Below are 15,198 nucleotides of genomic sequence, written 5' to 3'. Positions count from 1 at the left end.
CCGCGTCTTGCCTGTTCGGGCCAGTCAGCCTGAACCGGCAAGACGATGCGCAATCGCCTGAAGGATAACGCCGTTGGTGTTCAGATCCGTATAGGCCTCGGTCGGACGCCCGGTTTTCAAGTAGATGCTCGACGCAAAACCGTTATTGGTCCGGGCAATATTTCTGGTGAAGCTGACCAGTTTTTCGGAGTAGTCATGCGGCTGATAGGCCGACCAGAGAAAGGCAGCCTTGCTGCTGAGAGCGAGGTTCTCTGCGCGGAACCCGGGCGTTCTGTACTCCGGCTCCTGACCGACGGTGTCAAAGGCCCAAGTGCGCTCCTGCGCATCCAGCTGCAATCCCTGGTAGAGAAACCAGGGCGCCTTGTCGATTGGCCCTTCCGAGACGCAGATGAGCCTGCCTGTTTCGCGGAAATCCTCCAGCTGCGCGCCGAACAGCACGTCAGCCAGATAGGCGCTTTCCTGCGACATCCCCAATTCCATCGCCTCAAGCAAAAGAGGCTCCGCGCCGATCGGCCCGATCCTGGCCGCAGCTTCAAGCAGGGCCATCTGCCCGTCGGCTGCCGACCGGCTGGCAAAGACCTCATAGGGGGACTTTGCGGACACCCCCCACCGCCGGAAGGCCAAGGCCGAATAATGGGCGCTGTGGGACACGTATGAGGTCTTCAATTCCCCGTCTGTGACGGAGTGAATTTCGCCGTCGATGATCACCTTCCGAAGGTCCCAGGAGCCGACAAGCGCCTCCAGCTGTTCGCCGAAATTGCTGTTGCGGCGCAGGTTGTCCAGGGCGGCGAGCAGCCGGCCCGCGTCGGAGCCGTCAAAATTCTTGTTGCCCCACTTGCGGCGGTCGGTCCGTATCCACCCCTGCGGCAAGTGGCGGCCCTGCGACGTCCGGCCTGCGATATTGGGCAGGATCTTGCGAATGGCAGCCGCGAAACCCTCCTGGCTGATCAGGCCGATCTGTTTTGCCGCCAGAAGCCCGTTGATGTGGCTGCCGACGTCCCACATCGTGACGGCCTCGTGATGCCGCCCGCCGGGCGCGAAATCCACGGTCGCCGGGCACAGCCCGGTCCCAGGGTCGGTGAATTTCTCGAAATACCGCCAAGCCACGCGGGCATCTTCAAGCAGCGCTTCGCGCGCGGCATCCCCCAGGCGCGGGCGTGTTTTTACCAGCTCTGGCGCAGTGGCAGCCGTCTTCCGGTAGCGGGCGGGCAGCGGTCCCGCGGGCGCAACGGTCCGGGCGAACGCCTCAAGCCGGAGAAACTGCGTCCCTTCACCGGCGGCCATGTCTTGCAGAAGGCCTTCCAGTGCGCGCCGCTCCGGCGGGAATGCAATCGCGCCCGGCGTCAAGAAAATCACTGCGTCTTCAGTTCCGGACGTTGCAGATTGAAATGCCTCCACCACGCCGCTGCCGCTGATGACGCGGCGCGGGAATTGCAGGAAACCCGAGCGCCCCAGCCCCTGCGGTCCGGCCGCGTCCGCGGGAAAGGTCACGCCGATGCCTGGCCCCAGCGGCCGGGCCGTCCGGATTTTGGCGGTGCTCCGGTCTTCGATATCAATGGGGAACATGCCGGGCTGCCCGGTGTCAGCCTCGGCGTCGCCATTCTGAAAACCGGTCCGGACCCAAAAGCCGCTGCCATCCCGTTCCGCATCTCCCGCCCCGGTCGAATAGGGGATGCCTGCCGCCTTCAGGAACTCTGTAAAGGCGGAATACGCGGATGCCTGATCGCGGTCGTCCGTCTGCGGCTGCAGCACATGCAGGCATACCACACGCTTGAACCCGTAGCTGTCGCGCAGCTGGATGTCCGTCACCGGCAGCAGAGACAGATCGCCATCCAGCTCTTGTTTCGAAAGCGCGCTGGCGAACCGCTCCGCAGCTGTCTCCAGCTGGTTCAGAGGGATGCCGGAGATGTCCTGGGCTGAAATGTAGAGAATGTTCTGGCTGGCCGGATCGCCGGCAGGCGCCGCATCGCCATGGAACTCCGTAAGGGACTGCACCGTGCCGCCAAATAGCCGCACAACACCGTTTTCCCAAGTCTCCGAGCGGACCGGAGCCGACTGCCCCGGAACCGACAGGAGATTGAGGAAGCCAGCGGAGCGCACCCCCCGCGGGCCAGCGGGGGCATCCTGATCCGCACACGCGATTGTCTGCATGAGGCGGCGCGTGTTTCGGGCGGACACCGCCGGCAGCAGCATGGTTTGCAGGGCAGAGCGGGCATCATGGGCGGCCCGGGCCTGAAAATGCTCGGAAAGCGAGGACAGCTCCGGAATGTAGGGCACAACATCCAGACCGTTCCTGCCGAGCATATACCCGTTCAGCACCTGTGCCAGCTTGCTTTGCGCAGGGTAGGGCCGGCCGTGCTTGTCAAACGGATTGACGAGGCAGGCCAGCGGCATGTTCCGGTCGAGAAACGCATCTATCACCGTAATAAGATGCGGGATCGAGACGTCTTCGGTGATGTTTGTCACAACCGGAAACGCCTGCGCCGGAAGCTGCCACAGCGTGGACGCGGCGCCCTTGCCCGGCAGCAGCGCCAGACCGGCCGCCGCCGATTTCAGAAAGGATCTGCGTTTCATGTGTTGCCGGCCACCAAACCGTAATCGCGCCCGTGACGTTTGACGCTACCCCAGTTGGCTAAACGTCCGGTTACGGCCCGCAGGATCGAGCGGATGACCGAAAAATACAGGAGCGGGCGGTACGCCAGCCTTTGCAGCGGGAACAGCAGCAGGGACCAGTTGCTTTCGTCCTTGTCGGTGGTGATCGCAATGGCGGCGATCAGCAGCTCCAAGGCCGGCAGCGCCAGAAAGGCCCAGAGGTACTGCGTTGTTTGCACTTGCTGGGTGCTGCCGACATCGCCTGTCCAGCCGCCTGCCATGAGGTTGTAGAGCATAAAGATCACGAACAGGTCTGCGATCGGGGCCAGCAGCGGGAAGACATAGCCGAACACGAACATGTCCGAAATGGACACCAGGCCGATCGAACGGCCTTCGATGATCGCGCGCTTATGCTTCCAGGCGCTTTGGAACATGCCCAGCGACCAGCGGAGCCGCTGCTTCAGAAGCTGGCCCACATTTTCCGGCACCTCGGTGTAGGCCTTGGCTTTCGGCTCGAACACGACATTGTAGCCCGCCCGGTTCACCTGAATTGTGAGGTCGGTGTCTTCGGTCAGGGTTTCCTCACTGAAAAAACCCGCCTTCCTCAACGCTTCGACCCGCCACGCGCCAATGGCGCCGGGGACCACCAGGATACCGTTGATCAGGTCGAAGGCTTTTCGTTCGATGTTCTGGGAGGTCGCGTATTCAAAAGCTTGCAGGCGGGTCAGCAGGTTCACGCGGTTGCCTGCGATGATCTTGCCTGCCACCGCGCCGGTTTTCGGGTCTGCGAAATGCCTGACGAGATGAGTGATCGCGTCTTTGCAGACTTGCGTGTCCGCATCGATGCAAACAGCAAACTCTGCGTCTGTGCTTTGGATGGCCCTGTTCAGCGCGCTCCATTTTCCCTGGTTCGGCTGCGAGATCAGGCGCACCTCGCTTTTGTGGCCGAACTTCAGGACCTCAAGCAGCGTATCATCGGTCGATCCATCGTCCACCACGATGATTTCCAGATTCTTGTAACCGCTCGCACGGACGCTTTCGATGCTTTGGGCAATCACCTTTGCTTCGTTATGAGCGGGGATCACCACGGCAACCTTCGGCTGCCGCTGCAAAGGCGTGAACCGTTCGCGGCGGTTCAACAGCGCCAGGATCAGAATGCCGGCCGAACGGAGAAGGCCGATTGCAAGCACCACCCAGAAAACAACCACGACCGCCTGTTGCGCCACCCAGACCATCGAGAACGAAACCCGGTCAAAGACCGGAGAGCCGCCCTGGGCAACGGGCATCAAGGCCGCGCGGTTGGTGCCCAGCAGATCCGCGAGCGTCGTGAACTCATAGCCTTTTGCCCGGAGCGAGCGGATAATCGGGCGGACGGCTTCGACAGTCGCGGTGCGGTCCAGACCGCCATCGTGCAGAAGGATGACATTGCCGTTGCCCTGCTCCACCTCGCCGATCACATAGTTTGCGATCTGCCCGCTGTCCCAGCCTTCCCAGTCCTTGGGGACAATTTCCATGCCTGCAATGGTGAACCCGCGGGCTTCGGCAGCCTCCAGCGAGGCGGCACGTTCTGCGCTGATCGGTCCGCCGCGGCGCTGAAACGGCTCGCGGTAGAGCATGGTTTTCCGGCCGGCCGATCCGGCCAGGATCTTGTCCAGAAGCGCAAATTCCAGATCGACACGGGTCTGGGAGATCTGGTCCATTCTCGGATGGGAAAAGCTGTGCGCGCCGACCTCGTGCCCCTCATCGACCATCCGGGCGACCAGATCGGGAGAATTCATGACGCTGGTGCCAACGACGAAGAAGGCGCCGGGCACCTGCTCTTCCTTCAAGATGTCCAGGATTTCCTTGGTGAACCTCTCGTGCGGGCCGTCATCGAAGGTCAGCACAAGCTTGCGCCGTTCGGGCTTGCCGTACAGCTCGATCGAATACGGCTTGGGCAGCCGGCTGTAGGTCTGGTCCGTGATCAGCCCGGTTTGCGCCTCGAAGGTCAGCTGGCGGACACCGGCCGATGCGCGCTGGCCGATACGGATGAAGGCTCCCTGTCCCGTGTAATCGACAAAGTTGTCGAGCTCGGCAACGGCAAGTTCAGCTTGCAGAACATCCTTGGCAGCATTCTGATGCTGCAGGACTTTCCAGATGCCGGGGTCCTCCTGGCCAAGCGACCAGACAGCGACATTGGCAATGCCAAGCTCTTTCAGGCGGAGCAGCTGGTTGTGCGCGGAGGCGGCATCGAGCATCCAGATCTTGCGCTGCTGCCCCTCTGCGTCCCGGTAGCGGCTGAAGCTGTTGGAGGATTTTGCGCTGAAGCGCAGGTCCGCTCCGGCGGCGCTCATTCTCTGCATCGCTTCCGAATAAGACAGGCGCTCAGGCTTTGATGAGCCGGAGGTCCACTCGACGGCGAAATTCCCGATCGCGACAACCAGCTTTTTTGCACCGATGGCCTGCACCGCCTCGGCTGCCGCATCCTCAATCCAGTTGTACGGGGCAAGCGGGCCAGGCACGGATTCCGCCCAGGGCTCCTGGAAGAGCTTCAGGATAACCTGATCAAACAGACCGGTCAGATCCGCATCCTTCCACTCAGCCTGGCCGCCTGCAAGAATGGTGCAGGCTGTCAGCCCGCGAGAGCGGAATGTCTCAGAAAAGCGCGCCATCAGCGGTCTGAGGCGCTGGAAGGCTTCCGGGTTCAATCCGGTGAAATCCAGGCAGGCCCCTTGGGCGTTCAAGGCGGCCACAGCGGCGGCCATGCCTTCGGCAAGGGGGGCCGCTTGCGCAGCATCAGCGACCTTTTCCAGAAAGGCCTCTTCTTTCCTTTTCTCTCCCAGCTGGATGGCCGGCAGAAGCTGCGGACGCAAAGCGGCACCGGAAATGTATTCTTCGACAGAAATCCGGGTGTCCTTGCTGATCAGGGACACCGCAGGGCGGTCCTGTTCCTCGACGATGCTGATCCATTCCGGCACAACCACGCCCAGTTGGCCGCAGCTGTCTTCCAGCGACAAAAATGCCCCCTCTGACGACACCGGCACGTGGCCGAAGACGCGGGGATCCCCCGGGTCTGCCATCGCCGAAAACACGGGCTGTTTGAGCCCTGTTTCGCAGGCGGGCGCTGCCTGATCGACCGGTGACGCCGACGCCAAATGGGTCAGCTCGTGCTGACCGCTGCTGTCCCCGGCTGGATGAACATGACTGCGGTCGTCGCGGTAAAAGGGGTTCAGTTCACGCAGCGCGGACTGCAAGGAGAACGAACCGTCAAGAAACAGGATCGCCCAGCACAGGACAGCCGTGACCAGCGCGATGACCACAGCCCTGGCCCGGCGCGCCCGGATCCGTTTCGGGTCGTCGAACACTTTGCGGGACGACTCGACGGTTTCCAGCCTGTCCTGATGAAAGGAAAACCGTTTCAATCAAGCCCCCTCCGAATGCAGACGCACTGCACTCCGAGAGCTGGCAGGCACACACCTGCAACGCACAAAACAACACTATCGTTTGACACGGTCCCCCGACCCCCAAGCAGGCCAGCACTGCTGTCTGATGTGCGCGAAATCTGTCCCCACAGCGGTTGCGCGCAAGAAAAGCAGAGCAGGTTACATGCCGTCCAATTTCCTGCCTGAAGCTGTCTTTGTCAAAATTTCTTCAAATTTTTCCTGAATTTCCTTTGGAGGTGCCGCTTATGAGATAACAATCCCTTGGCCCGAGGGGAATTGTTGAGAAAACCTGATCCAGCGAGTCGCTCTCGTGCCTAGGGTTCCCCCCGGACCCGCAAAGGGACGCAGCCGCTCAATGGCTGCTGATGAGCCAGGCAGCCTTGGGTTTCCGGTGCTCTTTGCGATTAAAAAGCAGACCGGCCGCCAGGCAAAACGCGGCACGATTCTCAGGCCGCAGGCTCTCCGCTGGCGGTTTGCACAGAGAACAGTTCAGAACTTGGAAACAGTTTCGGCTCTCAGGCCGCTTTGGCCTCAATAGTCTATTCAAATTCGGCCTTTAGGCGGGATTTACTGAAAATTCATTGTTTTTTCCCGGGCCTGTTCTACCGGTATAGCCACGATGAAATTTTCACAGCAGAAAGACACATGCCATGGCTAACGCATTTATCGGCGGCTTAAATGGCGCGCCGACTCTGAACAGACTCCTGGCATTCGAGAACTTCGATGAGTCCGCGAGCACTGAAATCGACAGCTTCTCGATCGAGATGACTGCCCTTGACGGCTCTGTTCTGACGCTGACGGGAAATTTCACCAGCACACTTCAAAGCGACTGGGAAATCTATTCCCTGTCCTACTCCGACGGTGACACGTCGCTGGTCTCGATTTCGGGCTTCGCACTTCCCTACGCGGAATATGAGGCGATGAGCGGGCAGCAACTCGTGCGGAGACTGTTTTCCGGAGATGACGACATTTCCCTGAACCTCGGAACCGGTCTCGAAATCCGGTCGCGGGGCGGAAATGATATTCTCCGTCTTGGCGCCGGCAACGACACCGCATGGGGCGGCGCAGGCAACGACACGCTGACAGGCGCGGGCGGCGATGACCGGCTGCTGGGCGGCGGCGGACGGGATCTGCTGCAGGGCGGAGACGGCAGTGATGAACTCATTGGCGGAGGCGGGCGCGACAAGCTGGCCGGCGGCTCTGAAAACGACACCCTGCTTGGAAACAAGGGAAACGACAAGCTGTTTGGCGGCGCCGGCAACGACACCCTGCGCGGCGGCAGCGGGCAAGACACCCTGAAAGGCGGGCAAAGCGATGACCTGCTTACCGGAGGGGCTGGCGCTGATGTCTTTGTGTTCAGCCGGAACGATCACACGGACGTCATTACCGACTTCGAAATCGGAATTGACAAAATCCACGTGAAAAGCGGAGCGTCCGGCATGAACGGGGTGGATTTCGACCAGCAGGGCGAGGATGTGTTCGTCTACTTCGGAAATGTCACGATCACGGTGCAGAACACGACCGTCGAACAGCTCGACGACGCGTCCAACTTTCTGTTCTGAAGAAGCCGCGTCCCGGCAGCGGCCTTGGCTTGAAAGGCGAGGGCTTTGTGCCAGGAAGCCATGCGGGGCGAGGCAAGAAACACGCAAGATTCCAGGGCGGCCTTTGTTGACCGCCTGCTGTTAACCGTAGGAGATTTTACATGAAATTGGCTGCGAAACTCGCCGCAACTGTCCTTCTGGGCGCCCTTCCGTCGCTTGTTCTCGCGGATCCGAAACCTCGCAGCGCCAAGCCCGCCTCTCCGCAACGCATCGCGGAGATCTATGCCGGAAAGACTGATATCTGGGCCGAAGGGTGCAGCGGCGGCATATACTATGCCCCCAACCAGCAAGCCCGCGCCTGGTGCGGCGAAAACAGTGAAAGCCTGGGCGCCGGGGAATGGAAAATCGACCCGCAGGGCAGCGTCTGCCATCAGCTCTCCTGGTACTGGCCAAACGGTGGCCAGGCCGGAAAAAGCCTTGGCGATCAGACCTGTATTTCCCACGTGGTTGACCGCTGGGGAACCGTTTGGCGCAGCTGGCCCAATGATCCGGAATGGTGGCCGCTGGCCGGAAAGAATTCCGGGATCAAAAAGTATTCCGGGATGAAAAAGGGCTACAAATTCCAATCCAATGTCATGGAAACCCGTTCCAAGCTGGGGTTGTAACCAAAGCCTTCCCGGCGGGATCGAACCGGTTCAATCGCTCGCATCCGCGCAAAGGGGACAGGGCCGGGCAATCCGGCAGGGGAGGGCCGCGAGAGAGCTGCCCGAACCTGCGCCCCGCCTGTCCCCGTTGCGGTGCCCGGCGCCTGAAGACGTTGAGCGGTTTTTCGCCGGGCTGCGGCCCGTCAGGGCGCGCATTTGATCTTAATTAAAGCGGCCCCGGCGCGCAGGTGGCACAATGCTGGCAAGGTGAAATCCGCTGCGAGGAGATGCACAGATGCCAGCAAAACCGACATACAAAAGTGCGGGAATTTTTGCGGAGGCGCTGAAGCCTTGGCAAAGCGCGATGCAGTTCAACCCGATGTACAAACCGCAGGTGGAGCAATTCTGGAACGTTCAGGAAAAGCTCCTGGATGAAGCGGAAGTCTTTGCGCGCCATTGGTTCGAGCGCCGGCACGAGGCGGCGCGGACGGCGCTGGACGCGGCCCGGACTTTTGCCTCGGACGGCCCCGGCGCGCCGGTTTCGGTGGCCGAAGCCTTTGCGGAATGGCAGCGCCACTCGGCTGACCGCATTGCCGAAGACGGCCAGGAGTGGCTCGGCATGATGTCCCGCTGCGCCCGATACATGAGCGATACCGAAGCGGATGCGGTGGAAGAGAGCATCGGCGAAGCGGTGAAGATGACCAAGAACGCCACCAAGACCACGCAGTCCGACCCGGTCTGAACAAGCCTGAGCCGGTCTGAACCGGACAGCGCCCCGCCGCCCCGCGGGGCGCTTTTGTGCTGTCAGCCGGACATCAGCACCGGGATCCGGGCCTCCTGCAGCACGTGCTCGGACGCATCGCCGAAGATCAGCCGGTGCAGCCTGGAATGGCCGTAGCCGCCCATGATCACCAGATCGCATTCCTGGCTGGCGGCCTCCATCAGAATGCGGATGCCTGGCGGATGCTCGGTGTCCTGAATCTGGCGGACCTCCGCCGTGACTCCGTGGCGGGACAGCACGCGGGCGATTTCATGGCCTTCGGTCGCGAATTTGGCAGCGCGGTGATGCGGCTCCTGGATGGTGACGACCTCGGCAAAGGCGGCGCGCTGCAGGAAGGGCAGGCCGTCGTGCAGGGCGCGGGCCGCCTCGCGGCTGCCGTTCCAGGCGGCCAGGATGCGGGTGCCGACCGGCTTGCTGCCCCAGTCATCCGGCAGCAGCAGCACCGGGCGGCCGCTGTTCACCACCAGATCCTTTTGAAACCCGGCCTGATCGAAGCGTTCCTGCTGCCGGTCGGGCAGCAGCGCCATGATCAGATCGGAGCGCGTGGCCGAGTCCAGCAGCTCGTCCGCGGCGTCCGGCGAGCGGGCCGCGCGCGAGCGCCATTCCGCGGTGCAGCCGGCCTTGTCCGCCGCGGCCTGGAACAGCGTCTCGATCTTCTGGTCCTCTTCCGCGACGCGCTGGTTGAAGTCGCCCAGAACGATTTCATCGGAGGCGATTGCGATGCCGGAGTAGGGCACCAGCGCCTCGCGCGTGTGCAGGCCGGTCAGATGGGCGTCGAACTGCCGCGCCAGACCGCAGGCCGCCGGCAGCAGGTGCGCGGCGGCGAACTCCGACGTCAGGCAGGCAAGTATGGTCTTGTAACTCATGGCTTGGGGGTTCCTTCCCGGATGCGGGCGTCCGCGGGGGTGGCGCCGCCGCGAGGCCTGCCTATGAAATATATCAGATCGCCACGATGTCAGGGGTTGATGCCGGTCAACCCGTGCAGGGCGGGGCCGGCTGCGGCGCGCTTTAACGCTGGTTAATGCGCAGCCAGCGGGCGTGGCGGAATGTTGTGGATACAGCGACTCATCAATTTTCGAAGGAACCCGGACGATGACCGACAAACAGGACCCGAAACCCGCCGAACCGACTGCCAGCCAGGACACCGGCGTTGCCGAGCGCACCTGGGGACCGCTTTGGAACATCCGGGACGAGATCGACGATCTGCTGGAAGATCTGAACGCCGGCAGTTTCTTTGCGCCGCTGCGCCGCCGCAGAAAGGGGCAGGGGCGCCGGATCAGCGGGGCGCTGCCTGAGTTCACCTGGAAGGTGCCGGTGCTGGATGTGATCGACAAGGAGGACGAGCTGAAGCTGTGCGCCGAGCTGCCCGGACTGACCGAGGACGATATCGACCTGCGGGTGAGCGACAGCATGCTGACCCTGCGCGGCGAAAAGAAGGAAGACCGCGAGGAGGGGGACAAGGAAGGCGACTATTACCTGAGCGAGCGGCGGTTCGGCGCGTTCGAGCGCAGCGTGCGGATCCCGGAGGGCATCGACCGCAGCAAGATCGACGCCACCTTCAAGAACGGGGTTCTGACCGTGCGCCTGCCGAAGACGCCGGAAGCCCGCACCCCGGCGCAGAAAATTGATGTGAAACCGGCCTCCTGACGGTCCGGGCGCAGGTGACGGGCAGGCCGCCGGCGGCAGGGAAAGGAGAGGCCCATGCTTGTAGAAGAGATCATGTCGGTTCCCGCACGGTTTGCCCGCCGCGGGGACAGCGTCGCCAGCGCCGCGGAGCAGATGCGCAGCCTTGGGATCGGCGTGCTGCCGGTTGTTGAAGACGATGAGATTGTCGGCGTCGTCACCGACCGGGATCTTGCCCTGGTGCTGGCCGGGCGGGACAGCGCGCTGAACGGGCTGACCATCGCCGCCGTGATGAATGACGGGGTGATCTGCTGCCGGGCAGAGGACAGCATCGAAGCCGCGGCGGCGCTGATGGGGGACCACCAGGTCCGCCGCCTGCCGGTGCTGGATGACAGCGGGCGGCTGGCGGGGCTGCTATCGGTGACGGACATTGCCGTCCATGCGTCGGAGCAGCTGGCCGGCGAGGCCCTGGGCGAGATTGCCGAGTACCGCTGATCCGGCAGGGATTATTCCGGCAGCGGCGTGATTTCGGCCGCCAGCCGCTCCGGCTCCACCCCGGCGATGTCCGACAGGGCGGCCAGATCGGTGATCCGGATATCCATGTGATCGGCGGTTTCGACCAGCCCGTTTCTGACAAAGCGGCGCAGGGTCCGGCAGACGTGGACGGCGGTCAGGCCGGTGAAATCGCCGATATGGCGCTGCGTCAGCGGCAGGTGAAAGGCGCAATTGTCCGACAGGCCCAGCAGCCTGAGCCTGATGCACAGCTCAATCAGCGCATAGGCGATGCGGCTTTCCGCGCTGCCGCGCCCCAGCCGCAGCATGCGCTCCGACAGCCGCGCCCGCTCGGCGGCCTGCACCTGCTCGTTTGCCCGCGCCAGGCGCGGCGATTCCGCCAGCATCCGGTGCCAGACCGGCAGCGGAATGACGGAGATCAGCGCATCGGTGACCGCCTCGATGTTGAGTCCGGCCGTCTTGCCATCCGCCGCAGCCGATTCCGCGATGTCGCCCGGCAGCATGAAGTCGATCAGCTGCACTTCGCCGTTCAGAGAGGATTTCGAGGTGGCCAGCCAGCCGTCGATCACCACGATGACCTTGCAGCTGTGCTCGCCGTCATGCAGCAGGATCTTGTTTGCGGGCACCCGCTGGACGTTCCTGCGGAAACTGTTCAGCGCGGTGTCATCGCTGCCGAAGTCCATCGCGCCAATCCGCAGGCTGGTCACGTTGGTGTATTGTATCGGGATTGCGCCTTGCTGTGTCACTGATACGTTCCCCGCACGAAATGCCAGTAGCGTCCTGATCCGCATACTGTACCGCACAATGACCGGCGGTAGAGTGCTATGGCCCCGCGGTGCAAGTGAGACGATACTGGCGCGAAGCGATTCTGTCGACCGGACGCAGCGCCGCGGCCTTAGCCGGGGTCCGGCCTCAAAGAGCCTGTAATCTGTATTATGGTAATGTTTGATGTGCGTCCTGCCGCAGACGGTGCCGATGTGCAGGTGGACGCGGTGTTCGAACGGATCAGCCCTCCCGGCCGAGCAGGGCCGCTGCGGGCGGCATTGATGCCCATTAATGCGGCCCGCGCCGAAATGGCCGATCCTGACCCCGCACATATCAGCGGGAGGGAAGACGATGGCGACCACGGGTATCAAGGCGCTGGATCATGCGCCGCAGGTTTTTGCCGAATGGCTGAACCAGCTCTGCGAGGATCTTGAATGGCCCGACAAGTCCAGGGCCTATCTGCTGCTGCACGAAACGCTGCATGCGATCCGCGATTTCCTGTCGGTGGACGAAGCCGCCGACCTGGCGGCGCAGCTGCCGGTTCTGGTGCGCGGCGTGTTCTATGCCGGCTGGGACCCGTCCAAGACGCCGGCCAAGCCCCGCAGCAAGAAAGACCTGCTGGCCCGCATCGAGGCGCGCTTTGACAAGGATCCGCTGGACGACCCCGAACGCGCGGTGGCGGCGGTGTTCGACCTGCTGCGCCGCCACGTCTCCAAAGGGGAGTTCGACCAGGTGAAAAACGCCATGCGCAAGCCGATCCGCGACCTTTGGGATTAGGCGGCGCGCGGGCCAAGCTGCCGGGCTACCGGGCGACAATCACTGGGTGACAATCACGGTGCAGGCCGCGTGGTGCAGGACCTTCTGGGAGACGCTGCCCAGCAGGATCTCGCGCACCATGCCCAGACCGCGCCGGCCGATGACGATCATCGCGGCGTTCTCGGTATCGGCGGTTTTCAGAATGGCGTCCGCGTAATCGCCGGCGCAAAGGTGGGTCACCACGTCCCGCGCGCCCGCATCCCGGGCGCGCTGCTCTGCCCAGTCGAGGATCGTCTCGCCCACCGCCAGGATCGCGTTCGCCTTCTCATGCTCCTCTGCCGCGCTGGCAAACAGCCCCAGAAAGTTGGCGGGCTGGCCGCGGGGCGTCAGGTTCTGCGCCGCCGCCACATGCGCGTAGAGCTGTTCTGTCTCGGCGAGCCGCATCATCTCTGCGGGCGGGCGCCCGTGCAGGTAGACGTGCACGATGCTGAGGCCGTGGCCGAGCCTGTCCGACAGCCTGGCGGCAAAGTCCACCGCGCGGTTTCCGGCGTGCGATCCGTCCGTGGCAGCAAGAATTCTGTCAGTCATGGCCAGCCCCCTGTTCTCCAAGCGATTCCCGGAAAATGTAATCCGGCACCGGGCGGGCCGCATTGCCTCGCGTCAACCCCCCGCAGCCAGCTCCAGAGCGCGGCAGCGGCCCGCCGCGCAGGACATCTCAGCGCAGCCCGCCAAGGCCCGTTGCCTTCCTTGCCATGTTCACTAAAGTGCCATGCTCCACCACAGCGCGCCGGGTGCCCGGCCTGATCCGTCTTTCCCGAGGAGAGCACACTGATGAGCCCATTGGTGCGATACCTGCCCATTCTGGACTGGGGCCGTTCCTATACCGGTGCCCAGATGTCCAGCGACCTGATCGCGGCGGTGATCGTCACGATCATGCTGATACCGCAATCCCTGGCCTATGCGCTGCTGGCCGGGCTGCCGCCGGAAGCCGGGATCTATGCCTCGATCGTTCCGATCCTGCTTTACGCTGTGTTTGGAACCTCGCGGGTGCTGGCGGTGGGGCCGGTGGCGGTGGTGTCGCTGATGACGGCTGTGGCGGTCGGGCAAGTGGCCGAACAGGGCACCATGGGATATGCGCTGGCGGCCCTGTCGCTGGCCCTGCTGTCGGGCGTGATGCTGCTTGCGATGGGTCTGCTGCGGCTGGGGTTTCTGGCAAATTTCCTGAGCCATCCGGTGATTGCGGGGTTCATCACCGCCTCGGGCGTTCTGATTGCGGCCAGCCAGCTGAAGCACATTCTCGGGGTGCCTGCGCGGGGCCACACGCTGCCGGAAATGGCGGTCTCGCTGGCCGCCCATGCGGCTGAGACCAATTGGCTGACCCTGCTGATCGGCGCCGCGGCGATTGCCTTTCTGTTCTGGGTGCGCAAGGGGCTGAAGCCGCTGCTGCTGCGGCTTGGCCTGCCGCCGGGGCTGGCAGATATCGCCGTCAAGGCGGGACCGGTTGGTGCAGTGGTCGCCACCACGGTGGCGGTCCAGGCCTACGGGCTGCAAACCCAGGGAGTCGCCATCGTCGGCGAGGTCCCGCAAAGCCTGCCGCCGCTGACGCTGCCCTCGTTCTCGCTGGACCTGCTGAACACGCTGCTGGTTCCGGCGCTGCTGATTTCGGTGATCGGGTTTGTCGAATCCGTCTCGGTGGCGCAGACGCTCGCCGCCCGCAAGCGGCAGCGCATCGACCCCGATCAGGAGCTGATCGGCCTCGGGGCGGCGAATCTCGGGGCTGCGTTCACCGGCGGCTTTCCGGTGACCGGCGGATTTGCCCGGTCGGTGGTGAATTACGACGCCGGGGCCGAAACCCCGGCGGCCGGCGCATTCACCGCCATCGGCCTGGCCATCGCGGCCCTGTTCCTGACCCCGCTGGTCTATTTCCTGCCCAAGGCGACGCTGGCCGCGACGATCATCGTCGCGGTGCTGAGCCTGGTCGATTTCTCGATCCTGAAACGGACGTGGGGGTATTCCAAGGCGGATTTCACGGCAGTGGCGGCGACGCTGCTGATGACCCTGGGCCTGGGCGTCGAGGCCGGGGTGTCCGCCGGCGTGATCACGTCGCTGCTGCTGCATCTCTACAAGACCTCGCGCCCGCATGTGGCTGAGGTGGGCCGGGTGCCCGGCACCGAGCATTTCCGCAATATCCACCGCCACAAGGTGGAGACCTGTCCCGGCCTTCTGAGCCTTCGGATCGACGAGAGCCTGTATTTCGTGAATGCGCGGTTTCTGGAGAACCTGGTGCTTGACCGGCTGGCCCGCGACAAGGATCTGCGCCACGTGGTGCTGATGTGCTCGGCGGTCAATGAAATCGACTATTCCGCGCTGGAGAACCTGGAGGCGATCAATCAGCGGCTGAAGGAGCAGGGGATCGGCCTGCACCTGTCCGAGGTCAAGGGCCCGGTGATGGACCGGCTGGAGAAGACGCATTTCCTGGATGAGCTGAACGGGCGGGTCTACCTGTCGCAATTCCACGCCTGGCAGGAGCTTTCGGCAGCGGCGTGACGGCTCCCTGCGCA

At 63.4% G+C, this 15,198-nt stretch carries 12 protein-coding genes; 7 read left to right on the top strand and 5 right to left on the bottom strand.

Features of this window, described 5'->3' with window-relative positions:
- Window positions 1-24: 24 nt before the first annotated feature.
- Window positions 25-2,574, bottom strand: coding sequence for a DUF3131 domain-containing protein (locus tag DAEP_RS0119580; RefSeq protein ID WP_027245868.1), 2,550 nt, complete (start codon window positions 2,572-2,574; stop codon window positions 25-27).
- Window positions 2,571-5,993 carry a trifunctional glycoside hydrolase family 18/polysaccharide deacetylase/glycosyltransferase family 2 protein gene (locus tag DAEP_RS0119575; protein WP_027245867.1) on the bottom strand — a complete coding sequence of 1,141 codons (3,423 nt, stop codon included), beginning with the start codon at window positions 5,991-5,993 and terminating at the stop codon, window positions 2,571-2,573. The genes DAEP_RS0119580 and DAEP_RS0119575 overlap by 4 nt, the downstream gene beginning before the upstream one ends.
- Before the next feature lie 671 nt (window positions 5,994-6,664).
- Here DAEP_RS0119575 and DAEP_RS0119570 point away from each other — a divergent pair.
- The 3 genes from DAEP_RS0119570 to DAEP_RS0119560 all read left to right on the top strand — a co-directional run bounded on the left by DAEP_RS0119570 (window position 6,665) and on the right by DAEP_RS0119560 (window position 8,941).
- Complete coding sequence (locus DAEP_RS0119570; RefSeq protein ID WP_027245866.1) at window positions 6,665-7,576, top strand: calcium-binding protein; 912 nt, start codon at window positions 6,665-6,667, stop codon at window positions 7,574-7,576.
- 140 nt (window positions 7,577-7,716) lie between these two features.
- Window positions 7,717-8,220: a DUF995 domain-containing protein gene (locus DAEP_RS0119565; protein ID WP_008558622.1), complete on the top strand. Its 504-nt coding sequence runs from the start codon at window positions 7,717-7,719 to the stop codon at window positions 8,218-8,220.
- Window positions 8,221-8,494: 274 nt separating this feature from the next.
- Entirely contained in the window at window positions 8,495-8,941 is a 447-nt protein-coding gene (locus tag DAEP_RS0119560) for a hypothetical protein (protein ID WP_008558634.1), read from the top strand.
- 62 nt (window positions 8,942-9,003) lie between these two features.
- On the opposite strand, the gene DAEP_RS0119555 is transcribed toward DAEP_RS0119560, so the two are convergent.
- The gene (locus tag DAEP_RS0119555; RefSeq protein ID WP_008558664.1) at window positions 9,004-9,846 is read right to left on the bottom strand and encodes a universal stress protein; all 843 of its coding nucleotides are present in this window, start codon (window positions 9,844-9,846) and stop codon (window positions 9,004-9,006) included.
- A gap of 226 nt (window positions 9,847-10,072) precedes the next feature.
- Here DAEP_RS0119555 and DAEP_RS23065 point away from each other — a divergent pair, with 226 nt between their 5' ends.
- Together DAEP_RS23065 and DAEP_RS0119545 are read left to right on the top strand one after the other, a co-directional pair.
- Window positions 10,073-10,627, top strand: coding sequence for an Hsp20/alpha crystallin family protein (locus tag DAEP_RS23065; RefSeq protein ID WP_008558636.1), 555 nt, complete (start codon window positions 10,073-10,075; stop codon window positions 10,625-10,627).
- A gap of 54 nt (window positions 10,628-10,681) precedes the next feature.
- Window positions 10,682-11,098: a CBS domain-containing protein gene (locus DAEP_RS0119545; RefSeq protein WP_027245865.1), complete on the top strand. Its 417-nt coding sequence runs from the start codon at window positions 10,682-10,684 to the stop codon at window positions 11,096-11,098.
- An 11-nt stretch (window positions 11,099-11,109) separates the two neighbouring features.
- Here the strand turns inward: DAEP_RS0119545 and DAEP_RS0119540 are convergent, their stop codons facing one another.
- Window positions 11,110-11,862 carry a Crp/Fnr family transcriptional regulator gene (locus DAEP_RS0119540; protein ID WP_027245864.1) on the bottom strand — a complete coding sequence of 251 codons (753 nt, stop codon included), beginning with the start codon at window positions 11,860-11,862 and terminating at the stop codon, window positions 11,110-11,112.
- A gap of 370 nt (window positions 11,863-12,232) precedes the next feature.
- Here DAEP_RS0119540 and DAEP_RS0119535 point away from each other — a divergent pair, with 370 nt between their 5' ends.
- A complete protein-coding gene (locus DAEP_RS0119535) occupies window positions 12,233-12,658 on the top strand; it encodes a DUF2267 domain-containing protein (protein WP_008558646.1) in 426 nt (141 codons plus the stop codon).
- A 39-nt stretch (window positions 12,659-12,697) separates the two neighbouring features.
- Here the strand turns inward: DAEP_RS0119535 and DAEP_RS0119530 are convergent, their stop codons facing one another.
- On the bottom strand, window positions 12,698-13,225 hold the full coding sequence (locus DAEP_RS0119530; RefSeq protein WP_027245863.1) for a universal stress protein: 528 nt from the start codon (window positions 13,223-13,225) through the stop codon (window positions 12,698-12,700).
- Between the two features lie 243 nt (window positions 13,226-13,468).
- Here DAEP_RS0119530 and DAEP_RS0119525 point away from each other — a divergent pair, with 243 nt between their 5' ends.
- Complete coding sequence (locus DAEP_RS0119525; RefSeq protein WP_027245862.1) at window positions 13,469-15,184, top strand: SulP family inorganic anion transporter; 1,716 nt, start codon at window positions 13,469-13,471, stop codon at window positions 15,182-15,184.
- Window positions 15,185-15,198: the final 14 nt, after the last annotated feature.

Source organism: Leisingera daeponensis DSM 23529, assembly GCF_000473145.1.
Classification (GTDB): domain Bacteria; phylum Pseudomonadota; class Alphaproteobacteria; order Rhodobacterales; family Rhodobacteraceae; genus Leisingera; species Leisingera daeponensis.
This window is presented reverse-complemented; position numbering and strand designations above follow the sequence as displayed.